Annotated in this window: 24 protein-coding genes; 4 read left to right on the top strand and 20 right to left on the bottom strand. The window is 66.0% G+C overall.

Annotation, left to right across the window (positions count from 1 at the left end):
• Window positions 1-57: 57 nt before the first annotated feature.
• From AC07PT_RS00965 to AC07PT_RS00925, 9 genes are all read right to left on the bottom strand, one after another.
• Complete coding sequence (locus AC07PT_RS00965; RefSeq protein WP_494655513.1) at window positions 58-1,569, bottom strand: malonyl-CoA decarboxylase; 1,512 nt, start codon at window positions 1,567-1,569, stop codon at window positions 58-60.
• The gene (locus tag AC07PT_RS00960; RefSeq protein ID WP_492345076.1) at window positions 1,566-2,234 is read right to left on the bottom strand and encodes a GntR family transcriptional regulator; all 669 of its coding nucleotides are present in this window, start codon (window positions 2,232-2,234) and stop codon (window positions 1,566-1,568) included. Before AC07PT_RS00960 ends, AC07PT_RS00965 begins: the two co-directional genes overlap by 4 nt.
• Window positions 2,235-2,514: 280 nt before the next feature.
• Window positions 2,515-3,342 carry a prolipoprotein diacylglyceryl transferase gene (lgt, locus tag AC07PT_RS00955; protein ID WP_494655512.1) on the bottom strand — a complete coding sequence of 276 codons (828 nt, stop codon included), beginning with the start codon at window positions 3,340-3,342 and terminating at the stop codon, window positions 2,515-2,517.
• An 82-nt stretch (window positions 3,343-3,424) separates the two neighbouring features.
• A complete protein-coding gene (locus tag AC07PT_RS00950) occupies window positions 3,425-3,913 on the bottom strand; it encodes a hypothetical protein (protein WP_492345074.1) in 489 nt (162 codons plus the stop codon).
• Window positions 3,901-4,749 carry an FAD:protein FMN transferase gene (locus AC07PT_RS00945; RefSeq protein WP_494655511.1) on the bottom strand — a complete coding sequence of 283 codons (849 nt, stop codon included), beginning with the start codon at window positions 4,747-4,749 and terminating at the stop codon, window positions 3,901-3,903. The genes AC07PT_RS00950 and AC07PT_RS00945 overlap by 13 nt, the downstream gene beginning before the upstream one ends.
• A gap of 1 nt (window position 4,750) precedes the next feature.
• Window positions 4,751-5,305, bottom strand: coding sequence for an FMN-binding protein (locus AC07PT_RS00940; RefSeq protein WP_492345072.1), 555 nt, complete (start codon window positions 5,303-5,305; stop codon window positions 4,751-4,753).
• Window positions 5,306-5,369: 64 nt separating this feature from the next.
• Window positions 5,370-6,752, bottom strand: a complete 1,383-nt coding sequence (locus AC07PT_RS00935) for a hypothetical protein (protein WP_494655510.1) — start codon at window positions 6,750-6,752, stop codon at window positions 5,370-5,372.
• Between the two features lie 52 nt (window positions 6,753-6,804).
• On the bottom strand, window positions 6,805-8,040 hold the full coding sequence (locus AC07PT_RS00930; RefSeq protein WP_492345070.1) for a cytochrome-c peroxidase: 1,236 nt from the start codon (window positions 8,038-8,040) through the stop codon (window positions 6,805-6,807).
• Between the two features lie 241 nt (window positions 8,041-8,281).
• Window positions 8,282-8,524 (bottom strand): TIGR04438 family Trp-rich protein, encoded by a 243-nt coding sequence (locus tag AC07PT_RS00925; protein WP_494655509.1) that lies wholly within the window; start codon window positions 8,522-8,524, stop codon window positions 8,282-8,284.
• A 108-nt stretch (window positions 8,525-8,632) separates the two neighbouring features.
• On the opposite strand from AC07PT_RS00925, the gene AC07PT_RS00920 reads away from it, so the two are divergent.
• Window positions 8,633-8,938, top strand: a complete 306-nt coding sequence (locus tag AC07PT_RS00920; RefSeq protein WP_494655508.1) for a c-type cytochrome — start codon at window positions 8,633-8,635, stop codon at window positions 8,936-8,938.
• Window positions 8,939-8,947: 9 nt separating this feature from the next.
• Here AC07PT_RS00920 and AC07PT_RS00915 read toward each other — a convergent pair whose 3' ends face one another.
• From AC07PT_RS00915 to AC07PT_RS00900, 4 genes are all read right to left on the bottom strand, one after another.
• Complete coding sequence (locus tag AC07PT_RS00915) at window positions 8,948-9,706, bottom strand: polysaccharide deacetylase family protein (protein WP_492345067.1); 759 nt, start codon at window positions 9,704-9,706, stop codon at window positions 8,948-8,950.
• The gene (locus AC07PT_RS00910; RefSeq protein WP_494655507.1) at window positions 9,703-11,001 is read right to left on the bottom strand and encodes a hypothetical protein; all 1,299 of its coding nucleotides are present in this window, start codon (window positions 10,999-11,001) and stop codon (window positions 9,703-9,705) included. Before AC07PT_RS00910 ends, AC07PT_RS00915 begins: the two co-directional genes overlap by 4 nt.
• Window positions 11,002-11,101: 100 nt before the next feature.
• Window positions 11,102-12,100, bottom strand: coding sequence for a glycosyltransferase family 4 protein (locus tag AC07PT_RS00905; RefSeq protein WP_494655506.1), 999 nt, complete (start codon window positions 12,098-12,100; stop codon window positions 11,102-11,104).
• Between the two features lie 109 nt (window positions 12,101-12,209).
• Window positions 12,210-13,247 carry an acyltransferase family protein gene (locus AC07PT_RS00900; protein WP_494655505.1) on the bottom strand — a complete coding sequence of 346 codons (1,038 nt, stop codon included), beginning with the start codon at window positions 13,245-13,247 and terminating at the stop codon, window positions 12,210-12,212.
• A gap of 258 nt (window positions 13,248-13,505) precedes the next feature.
• Between AC07PT_RS00900 and AC07PT_RS00895 the strand changes: the two genes are divergently transcribed.
• Together AC07PT_RS00895 and AC07PT_RS00890 are read left to right on the top strand one after the other, a co-directional pair.
• On the top strand, window positions 13,506-14,741 hold the full coding sequence (locus AC07PT_RS00895; RefSeq protein ID WP_494655504.1) for a hypothetical protein: 1,236 nt from the start codon (window positions 13,506-13,508) through the stop codon (window positions 14,739-14,741).
• A 13-nt stretch (window positions 14,742-14,754) separates the two neighbouring features.
• Window positions 14,755-16,200, top strand: a complete 1,446-nt coding sequence (locus tag AC07PT_RS00890) for an O-antigen ligase family protein (RefSeq protein WP_494655503.1) — start codon at window positions 14,755-14,757, stop codon at window positions 16,198-16,200.
• On the opposite strand, the gene AC07PT_RS00885 is transcribed toward AC07PT_RS00890, so the two are convergent.
• From AC07PT_RS00885 to AC07PT_RS00865, 5 genes are read right to left on the bottom strand one after another with little or no spacing between them, the layout of a single operon-like run.
• Window positions 16,179-17,084: a glycosyltransferase family 2 protein gene (locus tag AC07PT_RS00885; protein WP_494655502.1), complete on the bottom strand. Its 906-nt coding sequence runs from the start codon at window positions 17,082-17,084 to the stop codon at window positions 16,179-16,181. The genes AC07PT_RS00890 and AC07PT_RS00885 overlap by 22 nt on opposite strands.
• Window positions 17,077-18,318 (bottom strand): MATE family efflux transporter, encoded by a 1,242-nt coding sequence (locus AC07PT_RS00880; RefSeq protein ID WP_492345060.1) that lies wholly within the window; start codon window positions 18,316-18,318, stop codon window positions 17,077-17,079. The genes AC07PT_RS00885 and AC07PT_RS00880 overlap by 8 nt, the downstream gene beginning before the upstream one ends.
• A gap of 44 nt (window positions 18,319-18,362) precedes the next feature.
• Window positions 18,363-19,343, bottom strand: a complete 981-nt coding sequence (locus tag AC07PT_RS00875; protein WP_492345059.1) for a polysaccharide biosynthesis tyrosine autokinase — start codon at window positions 19,341-19,343, stop codon at window positions 18,363-18,365.
• A gap of 12 nt (window positions 19,344-19,355) precedes the next feature.
• Window positions 19,356-20,711: a Wzz/FepE/Etk N-terminal domain-containing protein gene (locus tag AC07PT_RS00870; protein WP_492345058.1), complete on the bottom strand. Its 1,356-nt coding sequence runs from the start codon at window positions 20,709-20,711 to the stop codon at window positions 19,356-19,358.
• Window positions 20,708-21,442: an SLBB domain-containing protein gene (locus AC07PT_RS00865; protein WP_494655501.1), complete on the bottom strand. Its 735-nt coding sequence runs from the start codon at window positions 21,440-21,442 to the stop codon at window positions 20,708-20,710. Before AC07PT_RS00865 ends, AC07PT_RS00870 begins: the two co-directional genes overlap by 4 nt.
• Between AC07PT_RS00865 and AC07PT_RS00860 the strand changes: the two genes are divergently transcribed.
• Window positions 21,426-21,830 carry a hypothetical protein gene (locus tag AC07PT_RS00860; RefSeq protein WP_494655500.1) on the top strand — a complete coding sequence of 135 codons (405 nt, stop codon included), beginning with the start codon at window positions 21,426-21,428 and terminating at the stop codon, window positions 21,828-21,830. The two genes, AC07PT_RS00865 and AC07PT_RS00860, sit on opposite strands and share 17 nt — an antisense overlap.
• Before the next feature lie 51 nt (window positions 21,831-21,881).
• Here AC07PT_RS00860 and AC07PT_RS00855 read toward each other — a convergent pair whose 3' ends face one another.
• Together AC07PT_RS00855 and AC07PT_RS00850 are read right to left on the bottom strand one after the other, a co-directional pair.
• Window positions 21,882-22,958: a GNAT family N-acetyltransferase gene (locus tag AC07PT_RS00855; protein WP_492345055.1), complete on the bottom strand. Its 1,077-nt coding sequence runs from the start codon at window positions 22,956-22,958 to the stop codon at window positions 21,882-21,884.
• Between the two features lie 29 nt (window positions 22,959-22,987).
• Window positions 22,988-23,764, bottom strand: coding sequence for a WecB/TagA/CpsF family glycosyltransferase (locus tag AC07PT_RS00850; protein WP_492345054.1), 777 nt, complete (start codon window positions 23,762-23,764; stop codon window positions 22,988-22,990).
• Window positions 23,765-23,771: the final 7 nt, after the last annotated feature.

The raw sequence follows: 23,771 nt of genomic DNA, 5'->3' as shown, positions 1-23,771 counted from the left end.
ATGCCCGGCCTGAAGCCGCCCGAGTGCCCCTTGAGCACCCTGTGCGGCAGGCCGGCTTCAGGGCTTGAGCAGGGCCTCGATCTCGGGGGCCATGGGGATGCGCCCCTGGGCCAACTGGCCCCGGTGCTTGTCCAGGCGCTTGAGGTCATACAGGTAGTTGACCATCAGGCCATACGACTGTTTGAGCCCCTTGGATGAGGGATCACCGGCCCAGTTCAGCCGTTCGACCCGGGCGCCATTGCCCAGGTGGAAGCGTGCCACCGGGTCCAGCGGCTTGCCCTCTTGCCACTCGGCCCCCAGGTACTGGGCGGCACAGCGCAGCAGCAACTGGCGCACGGGCGACTTGGCCTCCAGGGCCAGCGGCTTGTCCAGGGCCCCCAGCACATGTTCAGCGCTCGGCGGCTCGAAGCTGACAGCCCGCCCCAGCTCGCGCAGCGCTCGCTCGTCCAGGCGCTCCAGCTGGGCCGCCAGGTGACGCTGCAGCCAGGACCGCAGGCCCGGAATGGGCGACAGGGTGGCAAAGGTCTTGAGCTTGGGGAACTCATCCTTGAGTGTCTCGACCACGCGCTTGATCAGCGAGTCGCCGAAGCTCACGCCGCGCAAGCCGACCTGGGTGTTGCTGATCGAATAGAAGATCGCCGTGGTGGCCTTCTGCAGGTCTGCGGCCGCCGCCGACTCATCGAGCAGGGGCACGATGTCGCTGGCCATGTCGTCCAGCAGGGCCACCTCGATGAAGATCAGGGGGACCTCAGGCAGGCGCGGGTGAAAGAAGCCATAGCAGCGGCGATCGCTGTCGAGGCGGTTCTTCACGTCGGCCCAGCTCTTGATGTCGTGCACGGCCTCGTACTGGATCAGCTTCTCGATCAGTGACGCAGGCGAATCCCAGCTGATGCGGCGCAGGTCCAGAAAACCCACATCGAACCAGGTGGAGAACATGTACTCCATCTCGACATCGAGGGCCTGCAGGCGCTTGTCCGCCTTGAGATGGGATTGCAGCTCGGCGCGCAGATCGACCAGAAACTGCACCCCGCCCGGGTAGACACTGAAGCGCTGCAGCAGGCGCCGGCGTGGCGACACGGTGGCGCGGCGGTAGTGCACCTCGGCCACGGCCTCGTCAGCGGTCCCCACCGCGGCCGCAAAACGGGCCTGGGCCTCGCGGGCCTTGTCGGCGTCGGCCACAAACATCTCGCTCATCAACAGCCACAGATCGCGCCGGCGGGCCGGTGTGGCCCCTTGGTACCAGACCGCCAGGGCTGCGGCCCGGCGCCCGCCCTCGACCTCGCTGACCCGCGGGTCGACGATGCCGCGCAGTTCCTCCAGGGCGCGCCGCAACATGCGTGGCGACAAAGCCTCGTCGCCCTGGCGCAGGGTGGCGTCCAGGCGCTCGCGGGTGCTGCGTTGGGCCGGCTTGCCACGCGGGCTGGGCGCCGGCGCACTGCCGGGGCCCCGCAAGGGGGGCGTGGGTGCGTCGCTCTTCACCGGAGCGCCCGCAGCCGCATCATCCTTGGCCAGAGCGGCAGGCAACAGTTTGGAGACACGGCGGCTGATCCAGGTGGTAGTGGCGTTCATGCGAGCACTCGGCTGGGTTGTTGACGGGCCAGATCACGCAGCGCCTCACGCTGACGCAACAAATGGGTTCTCATGGCGGCCTCGGCCCCTTCGGGATCGCGGGCCGTCAAAGCCGCCAGCACCGCCAGGTGCTCGGACAGGCTTTGGCCGATGCGCCCCGGGGCCTGCAAGGACTGCAGGCGGGCCAGGCGCAGGATCTTGCGCAAATCACCAATCGTCTGGGCCAGCCAGCGGTTGTCGGCCAGGCGGATGATGGCCTCGTGGATCTGGTAATTGACCTGGTAGTACTCGGTCAGTTGCTGGGCCTGCGCGCAGGCCTGCAGTTGTTGGTGCAAGACCGCCAGTGCGGCCAGGTCGGCGTCGTTGACATGGCGGGCTGCCTCGTAGGCGCAGCGCCCCTCCAGCAAGGCGATGAGGGGGAAGATCTCGTCCAGATCACGCTCGGTCACCTCGTTGACGAAACAGCCACGGCGCGGCTCGTGGCGCAACAGGCCCTCGGCGCTCAGCACCTTCAAGGCCTCGCGCAGGGGGGTGCGAGAGATGGACAGGCGCTCGCACAGGGCCACCTCGTCCAGAAACATGCCCGGCGCCAGCTCGCCATTGAAGATGCGCTCACGCAACTGATCGGCCACCTCGCTGTGCAAGGAGTTGGGCTTCAGGCGCATGGCTGCTCCGATGCCGCATGAGCACCCTGCCCCAGCCTGCCGGAGGCCCGACGGAAGGCGCGACAGCAGAAGGGGGCGGTTCTGTAATTTTTCATAATTACAGCTAATTATTTTGATTTGGGCGCACAAGGCAAGCACTCGAAGCTCGGTGTTTACCCCCGCAGGCGGGGCCCATGTCGCGTGATTGGAGGCGGTTCAGGCCACGCCCTGACGGCCTGACAGGCCTTGCCCGCCAGGGCGCGCTGCCCCTGGGGGCAGCCTGCCCCCAGGCTGATCCCTCTCAGCCGGCGCGAGCGCCAGGCAAGGGCTGGCGCTGGGCCCAGCGCCACATCAAAGCGCCGCCCACCACCATCGGCACGCACAGCCACTGGCCCATGCTCATGCCCATGGACAACAAGCCCAGGAAGGCATCGGGCTCGCGGAAATACTCAGCCGTGAAACGGAACACGCCATAGCCCAGCAGGAAAGCGGCAGACACCTCCCCCAGGCGACGGGGCTTGCGTGCATACAGCCACAGCAGCACGAACAGCAGCAGCCCTTCCAGCAGCATCTGGTAGACCTGCGAGGGGTGGCGCGGCAACATCGAGCCCGACTGCGGGAACACCATGCCCCAAGGCAGGTCTGGCGGGCTGAAACGCCCCCACAGTTCGCCATTGATGAAATTCCCCACCCGCCCGGCGGCCAGGCCGGTGGGCACGCAAGGGGCCACAAAGTCGGTCACCTGCAACCACGGGCGGCGGTGGGCCCGGGCAAACCACACCAAGGCCACGATCACGCCGAGCAGGCCACCGTGAAAGCTCATGCCACCGGTCCAGATCTGCAGGATCTCGAGTGGGTGGCTCAAGTAGTGCAGGGGCTTGTAGAACAGGCAGTAGCCCAGGCGCCCGCCCAACACCACGCCCAGCACACCGTAGAACAGGATGTCCTCGACATCGCGCCGGCTCCAGGCCTGCGGCCCTTGCAGAGCGGCATAAGGCAGGTGTTTGAGGCGTTGAATGCCCAGCAGCATGAACAGGCCGAAGGCAGCCAGGTAGGTCAGGCCGTACCAATGCACGGACAAGGGCCCCAGCTGCAGGGCCACGGGGTTGAATTGCGGGTAGATCAGCATGCGCGAGATTGTGCCCGCAGAACGTGAAGCCCCGATGGCAGCGGACCCGCCCCCCTGCTCCGCCCGCCTTCAGCGCGGGACTTCAGCGCCCCAGCCAGCGGTGGTACAGACCATGCCCCAAGGCCAGCAAAGGCCACAGCAGGCCGGGCCACCAGTGCAGGGACACCAGGGCCTCGCGCCAGTCGGCCGGCCCATACAGCAGGCCCAGGCCGGCCAAGGCCACCCAACCGCCCAGGGCCGCGGTGGCCAGGCCCAGCCACCAGGCCACGCGGGCGCCTCTGCGCCCCCACATCTGCAAGGCATGGGGCCCCAGCCAGCGCCCGGCCAGAGCGCACACGGCCCACACCAGCACCCCATGCAACACCTGGGCCGCGCGGTGCGCCTGCGTTTGCCAAGGGGGGGTGTCAGGCGACCACTCGCCGCCCCAGGCCCACAAAGCCATGCCGCTGAGCCACAGCCCCAGCAGCAGCCCAACCAGGGCGCCGATGCCACGTCGGCTCCAGCCGGCCCGCCAGCGCTGCGGACGGTGCGACCCATGATGGGGTGGGTGGCGCCGGTTCATGTCAGCCACACCCGTGCGCCTTGGGCGCGCAACACCCGTGCCAGGCGCCCCCGAGGCACACCTGCCGGGCCCTGCAGCACCCACTTGGTCAGGGCATCGGCGCTCACGCAATCGGGCGCCATCACGGTGCAGGCGGTGGGTGCTTGCCAACGCCGGCCTGGCGAGCCCGGGCGCATCCGCCCGGTGGACACCCAGTCGGCGCGCTGCGGCCCCGTCACCGACGAGGCCAGGGCCGCGTTGTGCAGGCCCCGCAGACCGGGCTGGCGTCGGGTTCGCGTGGGCGCCTCGGGCAGGCGCAATTCGATCGGCCAGGGCGCGGGCCCGTAGGCTCGCAGATCGCCCCCGGCATTGACCAAAGCGGCGGGCACGCCCTGCTGGCGCAACACGGCCAGGGCGCAATCCACCGCATAGCCTTTGGCAATGCCGCCCAGGTCGAGCGGCATCGCACCGTCGACGCGCAAAGTGAGGGGTGTCAGCCAGCGCAGCCCCTGCCAGCTGGCCAGGGCCTGGCCCAAGGCCGGTGCCAGCGCGGGGCGCAGGCCTCGCCGAGCCAGTTCCACGCCCGCCCGCAAGGGGTCGAAGGCCCCCGCGCTCTGGCGCTGCCAATGGTGGGCCAGCGTCAACACCCGCGCGGTGTGGGGGTGAAGGTCGATCAGGTCGCCGGCACGCGCGCTGGCCAGACGATGCAACTCGCTGCCGGTCTGGTGCGCGCTCATGAGGCGGTCCACCTGTGCCACCTCGTCGAAGGCCTGGGCCATGGCCTGCTCAGCCCGAGCCGCGCTGTCGTCGCGCAGACGCAGCATCACCAGGGTGCCCAGCAGGGGGCGGGCGCGTTGGTGCAGCAAATCAGCGGCCCTCGCGCGCCTTGACCAGGCCCTGCACCAGGGCGCTGAGGCGTTGCACGCCTTCGGTCACGTGCTGGCAAGACAGGGTGGCGCCCGAAATATTGCGGATGTCGTCGCCAAAACGGATCTGCGAGGGGCCTTTGCGGCCCTCGAACTGGCGTCGCCAGGCGGGGGTACGGATCTCGGCCCCATGCGACTCGCGATAGACCAGCACCTCGACGCCGCTGACCTGGCCCTGGGTGTTGAAACCTGCGGCATAGTCGATCAGCTCGTACTTGCCCACCACGCGATCCAGCAAGACCCAGCCTTGCACGGCCTCACCCGCGCGCCCGATCCAGGCCTTGGGCGCATAGCCAGACGGCACCCCCAGACCGGCCGCCTTGAGCGCGGCCACATCAGGCGCCAGCGCCTGCTCGACAAAGTCGGTGGCCTGCGGCAGCAAGGCCCGCTGGGCCTGCTCCAGGCTCAGAAAACTGGCGGCAAAGGCCTGCGCGGTCCACACCAGAGGCGGTGCGCCGAGCGCAATTTTCTGCAGGGTTTGACGCCGGGTGATCATGGTGTGCGGCTTTCAGCCAAGGCGAGTGACAGGGGCCCCGATGTTAGCGAATCGCGGTGCTCGATCAGAAGTGGAAGCCCACGCCCAGGTTGAACATGTCCAGCGACTTGTCGCTGAGGTAGCGCTGGAAATCGGCCTTGAGCACCACCTGCGGGTTCAGGTAGAAGCTGGTGCCCACGGTCATCACCCGCACGTCGGGCAGGATGGAGGGCGACAGGCCCACCGGCAAGCCGGTGTAGGCGCTGGCCGTGTTCAGGCGCTCGTAACGGGCAAACGGCACAGCCGCGTATTCGCCCTGGCTCCAGACCCGATAGGCAGCCTGGGCATACCAGCCGCCAAAGCGGCTGGGCACCGGCGTGGCCTGACCTGCAAAGGTGGCGTTGAGGGCCGAGATGTCGCTGAAGCGGCCCTGGGCCGCCAGGGCCGACAGATCCCAGCGACCGGGTTGCCAGCGGGTGTGCAGTTCAGCCAGGGTGAGCGAGGCATTGGGCGCGGCGAAGCTGGTCTGCTTCTGACCCACGCCGCCATTGAACACGCTGCCGCCCACATTGAAGCCCGGGATGCCGTTGTAGTTGAGCGCGCCGTAGAAGGCGGCGTTGCGGGCCTTGGCCAGTTGCCCCTCCTGATGGATCGCGCCCAGTGGGGAGTCGCGTCCCTCGCTGCTGGCGGCGTCCCACTTGGTCAGGTCAAAGCTGGTGACCATGCCCGCGTCCCAGCGCAGGCCGCCCGCCGTGGTGCCACGCAGGCCCAGGCCCATTTCGCGCCAGGTGCTGGGGATGATGGCGGTCTCGACCAGGTTGCGGTTCACGCCGAAGTAGCGCGTGGGCTCGTGGCTTTCATTGAGGTAACCCACCGGCATCAGAAACAGGCCCGCCTTGGCCGACAGGCTGTCGGTGAGGTCGTGCTCGATGTACATCTGCTCGAACTCCACCTCACCCTTGTCCGAGGCCGACACCACGGCGTTCTCAACTTCCAGTTCGGCCGCCATGCGGGTGCGCTCGTTGAAGCGGTAGGCAAAACCCAGCACGCCGCGGCGCAGGGTGGCGGTGGCGCCCGAGGCGTTGTTGCGCGGCCGGCTGTAGTTCATTTCGGCATAGCCGAAGAAGCTCAGCGGATTGTCCACGGCCCGTGCGGGCTCGGCGGCCGGGGCCGCCGTGGCCACCGTCGTGGTCGTGGGTTCACCCGCCTTGGCGGTCGCGCCGCCGTATCCGGCCCAGGCGCCAGCGCCCGCGGGCGCAGCCCCCTGCCCAGGCTGGGCCTGTTGCCGCTTGACGGTGTCAAGTTCTGCGCGCACCTGCTTCAATTCTTCGCGCAGTTGACGCAGCTCGGCCAGCACCTCAGGCAAGGCCGCCGGGGGCGGGGTCTGCGCCTGGGCCGTGCCGGTCAGGACCAGGGTGGCCAGCGCCAGGGCGCTGCAACGGAAAAGTGGAAGGGACTTGTTGCTCATGGGGGCTTTCGCAAATTGAAATGGGGGGCGGTGGGGGAGCAGCGTTCAGTTCTCAGGGCTTGTAGCCGTCACTCAAGGTGCGCAGGAAAGCCACCAGGTCCTGGATTTCAGACTCGTTGAGGGCCGGTTCCCCGCCCAATGGGCGGTTGTAGGGCCCCTCGGTGGTGTTCACATTGCCGCGCAGCGCGGGTGGCAGGTCGTTGAACTTGACGGGCTGGCCACCGGCATCGAGCGGGTACCACTTCTCGGGGTTGGTGTCGCGCTGCACATAAAAGCGCACCACGTCCTCCAATGAGCTGAACCTGCCGTTGTGGAAGAAGCGCTTGCGCAGGGCCACGTTGCGCAGGCTGGGCACCTTGAACAGGCCACAAAGGTCCGTGCGGGCGCTGAGGTCGGTGCGCGAGGGACCACACAAGCCCAGGTCGTAGAAGGCCGGGTCGGCATTGGCCGCGATCTCGGTGTTGCGCGGCACCCCCAGGCTGTCGAAGGTGAAATCGGTGAACAGCGCGCCTGGCGCATTGGCCGGCTTGGTGCTGGGGTGGCAGGCAGCACAGTTGCCCTTGTCGCTGCGGTTGAACCAGGCCAAGCCGCGCAGTTCGGCATCGCTCAAGGCCACTGAACCGGCGGTGAACCGATCGAACTTGCTGCTGAAGGGCGCGAAATCGGGGTCCTCGCGCTGGTAGCGCTCCAGTGCATAGGTCACGCGATCGAACGCGGTCTGAGGTTGATCGAAGATGCCCTGACCAAATGCGGCCTTGAACTCGGCCGCGTAAGAGGCCTGGGCCAGCTTGGCGATGACGGCCGCCGCGTCGCTGTTGGCCATTTCATTGGCACTCAAGAACGGTCGAACGGCCTGATCAGCCAGCGAACTGGCTCGGCCGTCCCAGGTAAAGCCCCCCGTGGGGGTGCCGTCGCTGGCAAAGAAGAACGCGGTGTTGTAGCGCAGGTAGTTGAGCGCGGGCGGGGTGCGGGTGCCGGGCTGGTCCAGCGCGGGCCCGCCGGCCACCACGGCGCCGCCGAAAGGCGAGGCGTGGCCCAAAGTGGCATCGTGGCAGGTGGCACAGGACATCTTGCCCGAGGCCGACAACGAAGGGTCGTTGAAGATTTTCTGCCCCAGCGCAGCGGCAGCCGAAAGACTGTCTGAACTGGTCGAGGCGGAAGAACCGCCCCCACCGCCACAGGCAGCCAGCACAAGGCCCACGCCCAACAGGGTCAGGCCAGCCAGCCAACGAGACGGCCGCGGGCCCATCGCCTCGCACTTGCGCGGGCGGAGAAGGTGAAACGCCATGATCAGTCTGCCCGGCTCACCCAAGGCCGCCGCCGGACAAGGACCTTCGCCCCCGCGCCACGACACTCCAATGAATCGGGATTGTTGTTATTTGGTGAAGCGCAAGTTTACATGTTAATGATAACAACTCGCATTAAGGTTTACCAAACAACACGGACTTTGTGACCAAGGCGCTACAGGCGCCATCACGGGGCAGGTCGCTCAGCAAGTCGGCTTGGCGCGCCCGGGTTGGCGCGAAGCCTCAGCGCCGTTTGCGGATGCCCACGCCCAGGGCTTCCTTCTGCCGTTCAATGCGGTCGCGGCGGCGTTTCTCCATTTTGTCCATGGCCCGCCGCTTGGTGTAGCCCGAAGAATCGGCCCAGACCCACCACAGCGCCGCCAAAGCAAATGGCACACCGATCACGTACCAGCTCCAGGTCGCGACAAAACCGATCTCCAGGTATTTGAGCAGCAACAGGATCAGGCCCAGGCCCAGAAAATACATCACGCACTCCAATGTGAGGATTGACCAACACCTGCCTCCACGGCGGAAGACAAGACCCCTACAATTCCCGAATCACAATGTAACGCAACCCACGGACACGAGATGATCATGAAGCGCACCCTGTTCACCCTTGCCGCCGCCCTCGCCTTTGCAGCACCGGCCATGGCCGACCTGGCGCTGGCCACCTCCAAGAACTGCATGGCCTGCCACTCGGTGGACAAAAAAGTGGTGGGCCCGGCCTACAAGGATGTCGCTGCCAAGTACGCTGGCCAGAAAGACGCCGTGGACAAGCTGAGCAGCAAGATCCTCAAGGGCGGTGGCGGCGTCTGGGGCCCCGTGCCCATGCCCGCAAACACCCAGGTGAACGAGGCCGAAGCCAAGAAGCTGGCCAGCTGGGTGCTGAGCCTGAAATAAGCCTGAAACTCAGGCCCGCAACGCCCGGGCCCTGAAACGGTCGACCGCCTGCCCCACGGGCAGGATGTCGCAGCCGGCCTGACGGGCCCAGCGCAGGGCCTGTTTCAACTGGGTCGGCGTGCAGCCCCAGCGCACCGCGGGCTCGGTGACCGCATGGGTGTACAGGATCAGCCAGCCCCCACTGGCGGCGGTCTGTTCGATCAGGGCCTGCAAGGCCGCCGCCGCCAAACCGTCGCCGTACAGCGCTTGGGCCTGCAAGCCGTTCAGGTCGACCTGACCCTGGTGAATGCCAGGACGGGTCAGGCGCAAGGAGTCAAAATGCGCCGCCGCCAGGTGCTTGGACAACACCCCGTAATCCCCGAGCGGAAACGAGAAATGGCGGGGGGCCGGCACGCCCACGTCACGGATGAAGAAATCCGCATTGCGACGGATTTCGTCGTGCAGCTGTTGCGGGCTGAGTCCTGCGCAGGGGCGATGCGAGAACGTGTGGCAACCCAGCTCGTGCCCGCCCTCGGCCAAAGCCTGCAAATCAGCCACGGCATGGCACAGCTGCCCCTGCTCAAGTTGGTCGGTCAGCCCCCCGGCGATGTACCACGTGCCCCGTGCCCCCTCGTCCTCCAGCAGTTGGCGACCGAGACGGCAGGCGCTGGCCGGCGCATCGTCAAAACTGATGCTCAGCACCCCCGGCCCCTGCCCGAGTGGCAACAGGCGGCGGGCGACACGGCGGGCCAGCCACCGGTCGGCGCGACTCAGCAGGGACAGGCTCATGGTCGCCGCCCCAGCCCGGCACGAACTGCTGTGCCGGCCACGTTCTCGTAGGTGTACTCAAGCCCCAGACGCAACACGTTCTGTTGGATCGAGGTACCGCCCCCCACGGTGGTGAAACGATCGCGCTGGCCCTCGGCATACAGGCGCCAGCCCTGGCTGATGGCGTAGTCGATCGAGGCGCCCAGGCGATTGACCTGGTTGTCGGGCTGCCCCAGGGGGGCGCCGGCCACCGCGGCCCCCTGGTTCTGCTGGCGGTCATGCGCGGCCATCAGGCGCAGCCGGGTGAGTTCGGTGAGGCGCCAATCCAGCCCCAGCCGCAGGCCACTGGCCAGGTAATACAGCGCCGAAGGGGTGCCCGAGTCATACAGGCGACGGCCCCACTCCACATCGAATCGGCTCAGGGGCGACGGCTGGTAGCTGGCCCGCAGGGTGAGCAGACGGTGGTCAAAATCGTTCTGCCCAAGGGTCTCGTATTGCCGCTGCAACCAGCCCAGGCGCCCCCCGACCCGGGTCAGCGGGCTGTAGACCCAGTCGACGTCGGCAAAGTAGAGCCGGTCGGTGTAGTGGGTGTCGAGGATGGCGGCATCGGCGGCAGCCCGATTCGGGTAGTCCACGGCGGTGCGCCGGCTGCCCACGCTGAGGCTGGAGCCCAGCGGCGAGGTGTAGCGCAGCGCCAGTTGCAGCGTCTGATCGTTGCGATCCAGGAACTGGTTCTGAGGGTTCTCGTGCCGCACCGAGGCGCGTTCCAGGGTGATGGGCAAGGACAGGTCTTCGGTGATGCGCAGCGCGAATTCCGAGCCCCCTTGCTGCTGACGCATCAAGTCTCGTCCGACCTGAATGGCGTTCTGGGGCTGGTAGAGCCGATCATCGGTCCCGTAACTGAGACGCCCCCGTAACAAAGGGCTGAGCTGCCAGAACAGGCGGGCATCGAACTGGTGGATCTCATGGTCCAGCTGCGTTTGCTTCTGATACTGGCGCTTGCCCTCGGCAGCCTTGAGTTCCAGCCGGGTGTCGTCCGATCCGAGCGGGACGATCATGGCTGCGCGCAGATCGACCGACATCACACTGTCACCTGGACCCGAACGCCCCAACAAAGCCTGGGTGTCGGCACCCGCCGGCAGACGCAAGGGGTTGCTGTCGCTGGCCCAACTGCTGTCCAGTTGCACGGACAGTTCGACCACGGCACTGGCCGAGCCCGCCCCGCCAACGCCCAGCGTGGCCAGGAGCAGGCCACGCAGGCGCGGGCCCCAGGCCTGACGACGTGGACTCTGCTCAGGAAAAGGACACGAAGACATGGTCAGACGGCGCAACTCGAAAGACAGAAAAAATGAGAGGGGCGGACCACAAGAATCCACGGACCCGGGGCTCTGATTATCTGCTGAGCCCGACCTGGCTTCACGGCGAGCCGAAACGATCCAGCAGGCGTTGTAGATGGCGAGCTTCGGCCTGCTCCGAGAATTCAGCCTGCACATGGGCCGCGGCCGCACGGCCCAGGCGTGCGCGCCAGGCACTGTCCAGCCACAATGCTTCGATGCGGTCTGCCAGGGCCGACGCATCGCCTGGAGGCACCAGCAGGGCATGCTGACCGTCTTCTGCCAGATCCAGGGTGCCAGGGCAACGCGTGGCCACCGCGGCGCGGCCAAACATCATGGCCTCGATCAGCGTGACCTGGCCCGACGCCGTGGTCTGGTTCTCGATCGGCACCACATTCACCCGGGCTTGCTGACACAAGGCCTGGCATTGCTCACGGCTCAGGCCGCTGCGCAGCTCGACGCCTGGTGGCAGGTCCAGCCCGGCCAGGCTGCGCGGCGGCGCCACGATGATCGTGCGGTAACCCAATGCCCCCACCGCCGCGACCAAGGTGGGCCAGTCGCGGTTGGCCGAGCCCATGGCCAGCACGAAAGGTTGGTCTTCGTCCTCGGGCAGCCAGGGCTGCCGCAGTTCCCGGCCCAGGGGCACGTACTCGAAACGGCTCGAAGGCAGACGCAACCACTGGCTGTAGGCCTCGATCTCCTGGCGCGAATGCACCACGAACACATCAACCGCTCGCAAGGCCTGGCTGGCCAGCCAGTGCTTGAGCCCGCCCTGCAGGGCCCCCAGGTTGAAGGTCCAGGCCACCAAAGGGCCGGGAGCCCCCCCAAGCCGGCGCAGCGCGCCGGTGGTGGTGGCCAGGGGCGGAAAGGCCGTCAGGAAACCATCGCCAGGCCGCGCCTCGCGCCAAGCCTGGGCGGTCTGACCCAGAAAATCCAGCCAGTCCCTGCCCGAGGCATGGGCACGCAAGGCGTCATGGCGGTAGGTGGCTGGAATGATGTTGAACTGATGGCCCGTCAGGCCATCGGTGATCCAGGGCTGCTGGCGAGTCTGGAGGTAGGGCGTCAGCAGATGCCATTTCATAAAACCGGGTCGCCCATTTCAGAAAAAGAACCATCGGGAGCAGTGCGCGCACTGCACGGCGCCGCCATGATAGCGGCGCCCTGGCCAGCACCGACTGGACGGCTCAGCCTCATCGTTCAAAGGCCGTCTTGCGGCGCAGAAACCAGGACTCGAAATAGCGGAAACTGAAGCTGGCCGCCAGCACGGCCGTCACCAGGGTGAGGACAAACACCAGCCCCCCATCCCCGGCCGGCCCCCACAGGCCCAGCCCCTTGAGCACCGCGTTCTTGCACAGCATGTGCAACATGTACAGCCCATAGCTGATGGTGCCGAGGTAGGCCAGGGGGCGCCAGCTCAGCAAGGGCTGGAGCACGTGGTCCTCACGGACCACACAGGCCCCGACCAGCATTGCAAACAGCCCCCCCAGCAGCAGGACCGGCGCCTCGCCCCAGGCCAGCGCCCCACCCAGGGCCAACGCCCAGGCCAAGGGAGCGCCGCGCCAAGCCAAGGCGCGTTTCAGCACGGCGTGGCTGCGCGGCTGGTCAAGCAACAAGGCCAGCAAGGCGCCGGCCAGCAAGGGACTGGGCAAGAAGGCCCAGTTGCCGCGACCACTGGCCCAGGCCCATTGGCTCAGACTCAGCAGCAGCACCAGGGCCCAGGCGCTGCGCCCCCGGCTGCCCAGCAGCAGCATGAGGCCGGGCCAGATCAGGTAGAACTGCTCCTCGGCAGCCAGGGACCAGGCAAAGTAGAAGATGACCCGCCCCTGGATCTCGACAAACAGGTTGCTGGTGTAGGTGGCAAAGTACGGCAGATTCTCAAAAAAGGCCCGCCCGACAGGCGAATGACGCTCCAGCACCCAGACCGTCAAAACATAAAGCGCCAGAGTGGCGTAATACAGCGGAAAGATGCGCAAGCTGCGGCGCACGTAAAAGGCCTTGAGATCCACACGCCCCTGACGGCGCTGCTCGCGCAGCAGCAGCGTGGTGATCAGGAACCCGCTGATGGCAAAGAACAACGACACCCCCTCCGCCCCCACATGGCCCAGAAAAGGCCCGTGAACCGAGGCCGCAGTGTGGTGCCAGATCACACCCAGGATGCTGAAGGCCCTCAGGCCATCCAGGGAGGCAAAGCGTTGCTGGGCCTGGAACCGGGAAAACGAATCGCTCATGGACATTGACGCCGCAGGCAAGTGGCAAAAGGAAGATATCGACACCCAGAAGGTTGGCGCCAGCATTCCATTTTGGCGTATGTCAGGCTGGCACCCGTCAAGTTGAGTGATAGAGCGACAGAGCAGCCCTGATGCACGACAAGCGACTGGCATAATTTCAGCCGATCTGCGGTCAATGTCTTGCTGTGCCCGGCGTGACGGGGCCACACCACACCGCAGCGACCTTCCACCCACCCCAGGACCGCCCAGGAGGCGCACATGGACCGCACCGCCCCAGCGACCCCAGCCCCGCGCCGACGCGCGGTCCTGCCACGCTGCCGCCCGGCCTGGGTCTGGGCATTGGGTCTGGGCCTGAGCCTGCTGACGGGCCTGAGCGGCGCCGCGGGCCCCAAGGGCAAGGCCGGGCCTGCGCCCGCATCGGGTGCGCCAGCCCATGTCGAACTCGCCACCCTGCCACTGGCCCAGCGGCCCGGCGCCCTGGCCCAGGCCCTGGGCCGTCCCCGCCGTCTGCTGATCGGTGTGGGTTCGACCGACACAGGCACCGTGCTGGGCCAGGGCCTGATGCCCGACATCTACCAGCATTACCTCAATGGCGTGGGCAAGGACTCCTGGCTCAGTTGGAACAGCCCTGCTGGGGCCTACGCTGATCTGGTGGCCGAACACGCCGAACTGGTGGGCGCCGTTCCGATGTTCACGCTTTACCAGATGGCTGCCCGCGGCGACGGCAACATCAGCGGCCTGACCGACCCCGCTTTCATGGGCCCCTACTGGCAGCAGGTGCAACTGCTGTTCGACCGGCTGGGGCGCTATGGCAAACCAGCGCTGGTGAACCTGGAGCCCGACTTCTGGGGCTACACCCAGCGCGCCCAGCCCGACCCCCAACGCCACCCTGCACTGGTGCGGCTGAACCCCGACTGCACCGAACTGCCGGACACCGTGGCCGGACTGGCCGCCTGCCTGCTGCGCAGCGCGCGGCTGCGTGCACCACGCACCTATGTGGGTTTTCCGCCATCCATGTTCCACGACCTGCAGGCCGGTGACTTGGCCTACATGCTCAAGCTGGGCGCGGACAAGGCCGACTTCGTGGTCATGCAAACCCAGGACCGCGACGCCGGCTGCATGGAGGCCCAATCGCGGACAGCCGCCTGCGTGCGCAACGGCGGGCCCTGGTACTGGGACGAAAGCAACACCAGCAGCCCCAACTTTGCCCAGCACCTGGCCCAGGCCCGGCGCTATTTCGAGGGCCTGCAACGCCCCCTGCTGTGGTGGCAAACCCCGCTGGGCGTGCCCGCGCCGGCCCCCAGCAGTGGCCCGCCGTGGCGCGACAACCGGGTGCACTACTTCCTGACCCACCCCGAACAACTGGTGGCCGCCGGGGGCGTGGGCGTGGTGTTCAGCCAGGGCGAACGCAACCAGACCACGCTGCGCAACGATGGCGGGCAGTTCAAGGCCCTGTCCAAGGCCTATCTGGCGCGCCCGGCCGCCCTGCCCTGATCCGGCCCGCACCATGGACACGGTTTCTCCAGCCGCCGCAACGCCCCCGCCGCCCCAGGCCCCAACAGGCCAGGCCTGGGCCAGCCTGTTGCTGGTGCTGAGCCTGGCGTGGTCGCTGCTGCCCGCCGGCCTGAGCTGGGAGTTCACCAACCAGGCCGAGAACCTGAGCAGCGGCAACGCGATCATCCAGTTGCAGTGGGGCAGCCTGTTTCTTCTGGCTGGTGTACTGGCCTTGCGCCGATTCGAACGCTTCCAGGAGGTGATGGCCCAGGTGAGTCCCTTCCTGCTGGCCTTGCTGATTTACTGCCTGCTGAATGCCTTGTGGTCAGTCCAGCCCGGGGTGACGGTGAAGAAGGGGGTGCAACTCGCAGGCATGGTGCTGATCGGCGTGGCACTGCAACTTCAGGGCCTGGACCATGGGCGATGGCTGCGCCTGATGAGCGGCACCATGCTGCTCCTGCTGGTGGCGTCGGTGCTGGCGGTGGGCTTGATCCCCGATACGGCCATCGAGTACGCCACCGCCGGCAACGAGGCCTGGGTCGGCGGGGCCTGGCGCGGCATCACCGACCAGAAGAACAGCTACGGCATCATGACGGCCTTCACCGTGATGACCCTGGTCAGCCTGTATGCCACGCACCCCCAGCGCGGCATGCCGACCTTGCTGCTGCTGGTATTGCTGGTTTTTTGCGGGCTCAATCTGGTGATGTCGAAGAGCACCACCAGCCTGCTGGTGACCGCCCTGGGGGTGGGCTGCTTCGCCCTGTTCCGCTGGAAATACGTGGCCGACGAGTTTGTCGTCAGCCGGGTGCTGATCGTGGTGGTGGCACTGCTGCTGGTCTACCTGCATGTGCTTTACGTGGTGCAGGGCCGACTGCCGACCTGGGACGAGTTCTTCAAACCCGTGGCCGACCTGCTGGGCAAGCGAACGGACATCAGCGGGCGCTTCGATATCTGGGACATGGTGCTCGACGAGATCGAGAACCACCCGTGGCTCGGGGTGGGCTATGGCGCCTTCTGGCTGGGCAAGGGCAGTGCGTCGCAGGCCATCATCGACAAGATGTATTGGGTGCCGTTCCAGGCCCACAACGGCTACCTGGACATCTTCAATGAACTGGGCCTGGTCGGCCTGGTTCTGTTCGCCGCCTTCTTGATCCACCACCTGGTGACGCTGTACCGCCTGTCACGCTATGACGCCAGTGAAGCCGCCTTCCATGGCGCCGTCATCGTGGTGATCCTGGTGCACAACCTGACCGAGAGTTCATTGCTGCGCGGCGTGAATTTTCTGGCCATGCTGGTGGTTTACTCCTCGATCGCCGTGAGTTGGTCGCTGCGCCGCCACCGCCTGCTGGCTGCGGCGGCAACGCCCCCATCAACACCTTCGACCCCCTCGACCCCCTCGACTCCAATAGTCGACCCCAGTCCTGGCACGACAGGGCCTCAGGCCCGGTACTCGAGATAACGCGCGCCCGTCAGCGCCGACAACTTGCCCAGTTGAGCGCAGGCCACGCGCAGCCAACGAAAGGCCCGCAGGCGGTCCACCGGGCTCAGGGCCAGCGCCAGCAGGCAGGCCACCCCGAGCTGCAGCAAGGCCCGCAGGCCCAGAACACCTGCGCGCAGCACGCGGCGGGGGCCCGACAGCGGGTACAGTTCGACCCGCACAAAGGTCTGGGCGCCGCGGTAAGCCCGCCGCAAGATCCAGCTCACCCGGGCACGATCTGCCGGGACCTCTTCGGTGACCACCGCCTCATCGCACCACACGAACACAAAGCCCGCCCGGTGCAGCAGCGAGAAAAACAGCGTGTCTTCACCACCGGAGCGCCCAAATTCCGGATCAAAAGGGCCCGGCAGGCTGCGCGCCATGGCCGTCCTCAGCAGCACGTTGCCGGTGCGCGAATCCTCCGTGAAGATGCGGGTACCGGTGCTGAAACGACGTCGATCGAACAGGCCGGCATTGCGCATCCATGCCGGCGTGGCCTCGGTGTAGGTGGGCAGCACAGGGGCCATCACACCGTCAGCCCCTGTCGCCGCCTGGGCTTGAACCAGCAGTTTCAGCCAATCCGGGCCCGGGCACTCGTCGTCATCGATGAACGCCAGCCAGTCGCCGCATGCCTGGGCCACGGCCAGGTTGCGGGCCTTGGCGATGTTGGGCTCCGGCAGGTGGGCAAAACGCAATGGCAGGCGCTCGGCCCAGGCTTGCAAGACCGGCAAGGCACTGTGGGCGGGGTCGTTGTCGATCACCACGATGTCGAAGGCGGGCAGACGCTGCTGGGCCAGCAGGGCCAGCAAGGCATTCAGCAACTCGGGCCGCCGGAAAGTGCAAACGCAGACGCTGACGTCAGGCATGTGGAAGCTCCCGGCTCAGGCGACGCCGCTGGTAGGCGATCAGGCCGAGCAGCAGCAGAAAATCAAAGGACTCCATCGCGATCAGGGCCATCACCGCGCCCAGGGCACCCCAGTGCGGGATGGTCAGGCTGGCCACCGCCAACATGAACAGAACGACCACACAGCCTTCGATGAACAACTGGCGGAACGCCCCGATGCTGACCAGCCAGGTGGTGGCGATGGTTCGGGCCACACTGACCAGGAAGTACGCCCCCCAGGCCATCACCAGGGCGTTGATGCCCTGGTACTTGGCCCCGAGCACGTGGGCCTGCAGCCACGGAAGGGCCAGGACCAGCATCAGCATGTAAACCAGGGACAGGGCCTCGATGCCCCCCAGCGAAAACAGCGACAGGCGATTCAACGAACGCCAGTCGCGCGAATGGATCAGTCGGCCTGCCAAAGGCCGGGCCACCCTGGACCAGGCCACCACCATGAGGCCCACCGGAACCAGCAGCAGACGGGAGGCACTGACCTCGGCCGTGGCCTCCACCCCCGACATGGCCGAGGCCAGGTACAGAAAGCTGTAGTTGCCCAACCAGCCGACGACCATGCCGGGCATGGCCCAGCGGCCTTTGTCCCAGACCGCAGCCAGGGTCTCACGCCAGACCGGCAGGGGCGTGTCGACCGGTGCCGGGGCAGGCCGCTGACCGGCCATCAGGGCCAGGCCCTGGGCCCCACTGAGCACCGCCAGGATGGACGCCGCCCCCACCTGCTGGCTCAGGGCCAGCGCGGCGCCACCGATCAGGGCCAGCACCACATACAAGCCATCGCTGAGCAACAGGCTGCGCAGGTCGGCCTGGATGAACCAGACCGTGCGACGGTACTCCCGCACCGTGGTGATGGCGACGAAGACGGCAAATCCCAGGCCGACCGGCCCTGGCGCCACCTCGGGCACACCATCCCAGACGACCCAGGCCGCCACCAGGCCGAACAGCACCCCCAGACCTGCGCCGGCCAGCCATTGCCAGCGCTGCAGCCGCCGGATGGCCAGGGCCTGCTGAGCGGGCGGCATGTGAGGGGCCAGCGTCGTCAAAGGACTGCCGATGAGGGCCTCCAGCAAGCCCACGGCGAACAGGCTGGCCGCAAACAACTGAGAGTAGAGACCGTAGTCGCTCTTGGTGCCGAAGCGGATGAGGCACATGCCGACCGCAAAATTCAGGCCGCTGAGCAGCACCTGATCGACAACGGACAACAAGGAATGGGTCCAGAAAGGCTTACCGACCGCCACCAGGCCCCCTGTCAGCGCGCACGACCGCGCTGGAACAGGCGCGAGAGCGCAGTCCACCAGGCACGGGGGCCTGCGGCCTCCGATGAGCCCGCGCCAGAGCGCCCGTCGAAGCGGTTGTAGACCGTGCCAAAAACACGCACGCCGACATCCTGCATGGCCTGCACGGTGACACGCAGATCGGCAATGCGGGTGCGGTGCTCACGACCCACGACCAGGGCGGTCCCCACCTGGCGCGCGATGACCTTGCTGTCAGAGGACGCCGTGGCGGCCGGCGTGTCGACCACGATCACATCGAGGTCACGGGCCAGCTTGTCGATCAGGGCAGAAAGGTTGGGGTCTTGCAGGATTTCCAGCGGATTGGGTGGCAGTGGGCCGGCAGGCAGCACATACAGGTTGGGAAGCACCATGGTCATCACGTCCAGCGTGACATCGCTGCGCCCGGACAGAACGCCCGACAGGCCCTTCTTGTTGTTCATGCTGAAGTAAGCGTGCACCTTGGGGGAGCGGAAATCCGCATCGATCAGCAAGGTGCGCTTGCCCACCTGGGCAAACGAGAACGCCAGGTTGGCAGCCATGTAAGTGCGCCCCTCGCCACCGCTGGGGCTGACCACCGCCAGTTGCAGGGGGGTCAGGCCCCGCGCCTCCAGCAACAGCTCGGAGCGGATGCGCCGGATGGCCTCTGCCTCGGGACTGTAAGGAGAATTGGCGATCGGCAGGGGACAGGTGGCATCCAGCCCCACCCGCAGGTTGGTGGCCGTGACGTAGTTGAACTGGTGGGCCAGCACGGCCTTGATGTCCTGCTCGGACAACAGATTGAGTTGGCGTGCGGCCTCACCAAAGCGCAGTTGCGAAGTCTCCTGCAACTGGATGATCTGCTCCACCTGGGCCCGCGACAGCTTGCCGGCCTGGATGAACAGCTCACCCATGCGGTCGCTGCTCAAGGCCGGGGGCACCGGAGCGGCATGGGCATCGAGGATCGGTTCTAGTTTCATGAGGAGGTGTCGTCAGACCGTGGACTGACCAATCTGACCAAAAATACGCAGACCCAGGCCGCGTTCCATGTCTTCACGGCAACGCAGGCGGCGCACCGTGACCTCCAGCACAAAGGACAGACCCAGCCCCAGTGCCAGCCCCACCAGCACCGACATGATCAGGCTCTTGGTGATCTGGGGCTTGGAGTGCCGCAACGGGGCTTCGGGCTTGCGCAGAACCGACAGGTTGGTGCCATTGACGGTGCCCGACATGAGGATTTCGTCGTATTTGGCGACCGCCGTGTTGTAGACGCGCTGGGTGCTTTCGAGCTGACGCTGGTAAGAGCTGATGACGTCACGGTGGCGTTTGGACTCCAGCAGCGAGCGCTGCTGCTCGTCGAAATTGCGCCCCAACGCGCGCTCCTGGTCGGCCAGACGGCTGCCCTCGAGGCGCAGGCCTTCCAGGGCGGCCTTCGCTTCACGCCTGACGCGCTCCACCAGCACGGTGCGTTCATCCTGCAGGGCTTGCAGACGGGGGTGCATCTTGCCGTAGGTGGCCGACAGTTCGCTGATGCGGCGCTCCAGATCGGAAAGGCGCAGTTTGAGTTCGGCCACGCGCGGCAACTGGGCAATCTCGGGCACATCCGGCACATCGCTGCCCGAACGGATCATGGTGTCGAGGGCGCGCATGCGGGCCTCGTACTCCTGGCGCTGGGACCGCAGGGCCAACTGCCGGCTCGAGATTTCACCCAACTGGCGCGATCGGTTGTCCAGACGCTCATCGGTGTCAACGATCTGGGCTTTTTGCTGGTATTCGGTGAGCTTTTGCTGAATACCGTCGATTTCATTGCGCAGCAGTTGCAACTGCGCGTTGTATTGCTCGGTACGGGCTCGCGCGGGTGCCACGCTGATTTCGCTGTTGATGTCGGAATAAGCCTTGATCAACGCATCGAGAAAAGCGCGGGCCGCCTCGGCAGATCGATCGGAATACTGAATCTCGACGATGCGACTGGTGCGGCGCAATTGAATATCCAGGCTTTTCAAAACCCGCTCACGCAGCAATTGACGATTTTTCTCGGCACCGGGGGCTTCCATCAGGCGCAGGGTATCAATCACGCGATCCAATACCTCATTGCTGTGAATGATGTCGACCTGGGTCTGCAAATAGGTTTCATCGAGGATGGCCGGAAACTGACGCCCCGAAATCGGGTCATTGACCCGGAACTCAATGAACAATTCAGCCGACGAGGTGTAACTCTTGGGAATCAGCATCACCGCAACGCCGGTGACGATCACCGTCACAAAGGTCACGATCAGCACCGTCCACACACGGTACCTGAGCATGGCCCCCAACTGATTCAGGGTCAATCCAACCGGATAGGGATTCAAAAAATCCTCTCCTTCACATAAATCACATCACCGTCCTTCACAGCATCCGTCAGCTGCGGTGAAAAATCACGGGCCTCCGTGCCCTCGGATTTTCGGTGGATCTGGATGCGGCTCATCGAACCACGCTCGGTCACGCCCCCTCCAAGCGACAGGGCACGCATGACATCGAGATCCGGCTCCATCGGATAGCTGCCCGGGCGACGCACCTCACCATGGATGTAGAAGAACTTCTGCTGGCCCACATAGACCATGTCGCCCTGGCTGAGGACCAGGTCCAGCGGACTGCGGTCGGGATTGGCCACCCGGTCCAGGCGGATGGGGATGCGCACCGGTGTCCCTGCGGCCCCACCCTCCTTGCGCAGCAGCACCGCCACCGTGTCGGCTTTGGGGGTGAGGCCACCGGCCACCGCCAGCAGATCGAGCACTGTGAATCGGCCCTGCAGCGGGTAGCGGCCCGGGCGCACCACCTCACCGAGCACGGAGACGGCCTGACTGCGGTTTTGCCGGACCGTGACCGACACCTCGGGATGCAGCAGGTATTCGCGTTCCCGCAAACGCAGGGCAATGAGTTTTTCAAGCTCGGCCTGCGACATGCCAGCAATGCGCAGGAGCCCGATCAATGGCAGGGTGACCTCGCCCTCGTCAGTGACCGAGACCTCTGCAGACATGTCTGGCTGGCCGAAGACCGTGACCTGCAGCACATCACCCGCACCAATGCTGAGCGACGCCATCTGTGAGGTCGCCGCAGCGGTGGTCACGGCGGGTGCAGGTGTGGCGGGCTTGACAACACCGGTGCTGGGACCCGCAGGCCGCTCGGTTGGCACTTTCGAGGTCGAGGTCGAGGTCGAGGTGGCGGCGGGGTTGCTGGTCGCAGCCGCCGCAGCCGCAGGCGTCGTCGGTGCCTGTGCACTGGAACCCCCATTCCACCCCAGATCAAAAGGCAGATTGGAAACCAAAGGCGTGGCAAACACCCAGGCCGGACCAAGCAGGCAGGTCAGCAACAAGGGCCCGCCTATTTTCCGCAGCAGGCGAAGAAACAGAAACTTCATTCAGATCAATCCATTCAAGATGGCCATGAAACTCTCGACTGGACCCTCGCAGGACAAGGCCAATGGATGACGCACGAAACGCATCAAATCCTCCAGTATCGACATTCAGGGCCTCCGAAAATCAAGGGCCAGCCCGATGAAGCCAGTGTTTGCCTGTGCGCCAGACCTGGCCCAAAATTGTAGTCTTCAACCAACGCTTGCGCGCGGCCTTTGCCAATGCGGCATGGGCCACCCATTGAGGCCTGGAAACAGCTCCTTCGCCCAACGCAATCGACGACGTCTGAAACCGGGCTTTGTAAGGCTGCGAGCCACGCCCCAGGTCCAACAGAGAAAATCCATGCGCCTGCGCTGCCTCTGCCATGCCCATGAGCAACACCAAACCCGGTGAATAGGCGGCGAACTCGGGATCGTAGGTGATGAACCAGACATGGCACTGATCGCGATGGCGCATCCCCAGATGCAAAGCCACCATCTGGTCGCCCGCGTAGAGCACGGACAACATGCCGCCGAAGACGCCTTCATCACAGTGGAACACGCCGTCCAGCGCACCGCGCATCCAGGGCAACTCCAGGGGATTGCCGCCCGTGGTGCTGACGAATTGGCGTGATTTCAACGCCAGCAGGCGCTGATAGGCACGGGGATCTTTGCTGGCCATCTCCAGGCGCAGCGGGCCGACCTGACGCTCCAGCCGCCGGCGCGCGTTGCCCACCGATTGGAAAATGCCGGACGATCCCTTGGCGCTGCGCGCACTCAGACGCTGGCGATAGGCCTCGATCCCGCCCTCCAGCTCCATCACCGGCGAATGGGTCTCCAGGGCGATGTGGGGTGCAAAGGTAGCCTGTGTCAGGGGCATGTGGTCAAACGCGAAGTAGCGGGCATCACAGGCCCGCAGCAGTTGCGTCGCGTCGATCTCCACGCCCTGGCGCAACACCAGGCCATGGTAATCATTGAGCTGGTAGCCGACCGAGCGCAGGCGACCCCAACGATCGCGGTGGAATGGAAACACACCACACAACTGGCCCTGCTGCTCGATCAGGGCCAGGCGCAAGCCCAGGTTCTGGCGCGCCACGATGCGGGCAAAGCCAGGCTGGTAGAAAGGGCTGCCCAGGTCCGGGCGCGTCAGAGCCAGCGCCTGCCACGCACGGGCCAGGTCGTCATCGAGTTCACGGCCGTCGATGATGGAAATTTTGTCAGTCAAATGATCAGACCCGGCCGATAGACAGAGACTCACGCATAAGAGCGTCGGTGTTCACGCCACTCCTGCAGCAGAAGCCAGAGGAACACCGGCGCCTGCAACAGGTACCGCCGCCACAGATGCACCGGGTCTGAAGTCAAACGCCACAACCACTCAAGACCGCTGTCCTGCATCCACCGCGGAGCACGGCGCTTGAGGCCCAGGGCAAACTCCTGGGCTGCACCCACGCACACGATCACCCCCGAGTCCAGCCGGCGCACATGGCGCAAGGCCCAGCGCTCCTGCTTCTCAAACCCGAGGCAGACAAAAATGAAATCCGGCTGGCAGGCCTGGATGGTCCGAACGATGGCATCCGCCTCACTGCCCTCCGGATCGAAATTCATCGGCGGGCAACACACCACCACATCCATGCCCGGAAAGCGCTTGGCATAGCGATCACGCAGCAGGCGCTCCTGCCCAGGACGCCCCCCCAACACAAACACCCGTTGCCCACTGGTCATGCTGTGGCGGCACAGAGCCACAAACAGGTCCGCGCCCGTCACCCGCTCAGGCAGCGGCGTGCCAAGCATGCGGCTGGCCCAGACCACAGGCATGCCATCCGCAAAGGTGTAGTCAGCGCTGGCGTACAAGGCCTTCAACTCGGGGTCACGCTCCAGCCGCACGACATGGTCGACATTGGTCGTCACCACCACCTTGGGGCCTTGGGTGGCGGCAGCATGCAGCAACAGATCCGTGGACTGCTCGAAGCTCAAAGGCAATATGTCGAGGCCAAACAGGCGCACGGCGCCAGGCAAGTGGTCAGAGGGCATGGGATTC

The sequence above is a fragment of the Curvibacter sp. GW821-FHT09D12 genome (assembly GCF_059416245.1).
This window is presented reverse-complemented; position numbering and strand designations above follow the sequence as displayed.

What these genes read in the sequence shown, in the direction of transcription:
- AC07PT_RS00895 (WP_494655504.1), top strand. Translation starts at nt 13,506, where the DNA reads ATGGACCGCACCGCCCCAGCGACCCCAGCCCCGCGCCGACGCGCGGTC.
- AC07PT_RS00885 (WP_494655502.1), bottom strand. Translation starts at nt 17,084, where the DNA reads ATGCCTGACGTCAGCGTCTGCGTTTGCACTTTCCGGCGGCCCGAGTTG.
- AC07PT_RS00940 (WP_492345072.1), bottom strand. Translation starts at nt 5,305, where the DNA reads ATGATCACCCGGCGTCAAACCCTGCAGAAAATTGCGCTCGGCGCACCG.
- AC07PT_RS00905 (WP_494655506.1), bottom strand. Translation starts at nt 12,100, where the DNA reads ATGAAATGGCATCTGCTGACGCCCTACCTCCAGACTCGCCAGCAGCCC.
- AC07PT_RS00850 (WP_492345054.1), bottom strand. Translation starts at nt 23,764, where the DNA reads ATGCCCTCTGACCACTTGCCTGGCGCCGTGCGCCTGTTTGGCCTCGAC.
- AC07PT_RS00935 (WP_494655510.1), bottom strand. Translation starts at nt 6,752, where the DNA reads ATGAGCAACAAGTCCCTTCCACTTTTCCGTTGCAGCGCCCTGGCGCTG.
- AC07PT_RS00925 (WP_494655509.1), bottom strand. Translation starts at nt 8,524, where the DNA reads ATGTATTTTCTGGGCCTGGGCCTGATCCTGTTGCTGCTCAAATACCTG.
- lgt (WP_494655512.1), bottom strand. Translation starts at nt 3,342, where the DNA reads ATGCTGATCTACCCGCAATTCAACCCCGTGGCCCTGCAGCTGGGGCCC.
- AC07PT_RS00915 (WP_492345067.1), bottom strand. Translation starts at nt 9,706, where the DNA reads ATGAGCCTGTCCCTGCTGAGTCGCGCCGACCGGTGGCTGGCCCGCCGT.
- AC07PT_RS00930 (WP_492345070.1), bottom strand. Translation starts at nt 8,040, where the DNA reads ATGGCGTTTCACCTTCTCCGCCCGCGCAAGTGCGAGGCGATGGGCCCG.
- AC07PT_RS00910 (WP_494655507.1), bottom strand. Translation starts at nt 11,001, where the DNA reads ATGTCTTCGTGTCCTTTTCCTGAGCAGAGTCCACGTCGTCAGGCCTGG.
- AC07PT_RS00890 (WP_494655503.1), top strand. Translation starts at nt 14,755, where the DNA reads ATGGACACGGTTTCTCCAGCCGCCGCAACGCCCCCGCCGCCCCAGGCC.
- AC07PT_RS00960 (WP_492345076.1), bottom strand. Translation starts at nt 2,234, where the DNA reads ATGCGCCTGAAGCCCAACTCCTTGCACAGCGAGGTGGCCGATCAGTTG.
- AC07PT_RS00860 (WP_494655500.1), top strand. Translation starts at nt 21,426, where the DNA reads ATGCTGAGCGACGCCATCTGTGAGGTCGCCGCAGCGGTGGTCACGGCG.
- AC07PT_RS00965 (WP_494655513.1), bottom strand. Translation starts at nt 1,569, where the DNA reads ATGAACGCCACTACCACCTGGATCAGCCGCCGTGTCTCCAAACTGTTG.
- AC07PT_RS00920 (WP_494655508.1), top strand. Translation starts at nt 8,633, where the DNA reads ATGAAGCGCACCCTGTTCACCCTTGCCGCCGCCCTCGCCTTTGCAGCA.
- AC07PT_RS00900 (WP_494655505.1), bottom strand. Translation starts at nt 13,247, where the DNA reads ATGAGCGATTCGTTTTCCCGGTTCCAGGCCCAGCAACGCTTTGCCTCC.
- AC07PT_RS00875 (WP_492345059.1), bottom strand. Translation starts at nt 19,343, where the DNA reads ATGAAACTAGAACCGATCCTCGATGCCCATGCCGCTCCGGTGCCCCCG.
- AC07PT_RS00865 (WP_494655501.1), bottom strand. Translation starts at nt 21,442, where the DNA reads ATGGCGTCGCTCAGCATTGGTGCGGGTGATGTGCTGCAGGTCACGGTC.